The organism is Sphingomonas sp. RB1R13, from assembly GCF_036663775.1.
Classification (GTDB): domain Bacteria; phylum Pseudomonadota; class Alphaproteobacteria; order Sphingomonadales; family Sphingomonadaceae; genus Sphingomicrobium.
Genome location: NZ_JAXOJM010000075.1, coordinates 1 through 1,174, shown reverse-complemented (window position 1 = coordinate 1,174; position 1,174 = coordinate 1). Strand labels below are relative to the sequence as shown.

Genomic DNA, 1,174 nt, shown 5'->3' with positions numbered 1-1,174 from the left:
GATGTGATACGCCGCTATGGCGGCGACGCACTGTTCGAGGCGACCGAGGCCATTCGCCGCGCCTCGGTCGATCGCTATCGCGGGCTGGGCGAGGACGGGTCGGTCGACCTGCAACTGGAACGCCTCGCGCTGGACGAGACGCTGGATTTCGTGCGCGGCTTCATGCTGTTCTCGATGCTCGCCAATCTGGCCGAGGACCGGCAGGGCATCGCGCGCGAGCCCGCCGCCGATATCGCCGATGTGCTGGAGACGCTGGCCGGACAAGGCATCGACCGGGACGCCGCGATGGAACTGCTCGCGCAGGCGCTGGTCGTCCCCGTGCTGACCGCGCACCCGACCGAGGTACGGCGCAAGAGCATGATCGACCACCGCAATCGCATTGCCGAACTGCTGGCGATGCGCGACGCGGGCCGCACCGTCACACCCGACGGCGACGATGTCGAGGCGGCGATCGGTCGCCAGATCGCACTCCTCTGGCAGACGCGCGTGCTGCGCCGTGAGCGGCTGTACGTTACCGACGAGGTGGAGACGGCGCTGTCCTATTTGCGCGACGTGTTCCTGCCGGTGCTGCCCGCGCTCTACCAGCGCTGGGACAAGGCGTTCGGCACGCGCGTGCCCGCTTTCCTGCGTCCCGGTTCGTGGATCGGCGGCGACCGCGACGGCAATCCTTTCGTCACCGCCGAGTCGCTGACGACCGCGCTCGCACAAGCCGCGGACGCGGTGTTGACCCATTATTGCGAGGGCGTCCATGCGCTGGGTGCCGAGCTGTCCATCTCGACCGGCCATGCCCAGGTGGACGAGGCGGTGCTGGCGCTGGCCGACGCCAGCGGCGACGAGGCGCTCAGCCGCTCGGACGAGCCCTATCGTCGTGCCCTGTCGGGCATCTATGCGCGCCTGGCCGCCACGCCTCAGGCCCTGACCGGCAAGACCCCGCCCCGCCCCGGCCGCCTGACCGGCGAGCCCTATCCCGATCCCAAGAGCTTACGCACCGATCTAGTCGCAATCGCGCGCGGGCTGGCGGCACAGGGTGACGGTGCGCTGGCCGGCGGCGGCGCGCTCGGCCGTCTGATCCGCGCGGTCGAGACCTTCGGCTTCCATCTCGCCACGCTCGACCTGCGGCAGAATTCGGCGGTGCATGAGCGCGTCGTCGCCGAACTGCTGAAGGTCGCAGGCG

Annotated in this window: 1 protein-coding gene; it reads left to right on the top strand. The window is 70.0% G+C overall.

The features are described from left to right. On the top strand, positions 1–1,174 hold a 1,174-nt coding region (locus U1700_RS15005; protein WP_332753479.1), incomplete at both ends, for a phosphoenolpyruvate carboxylase.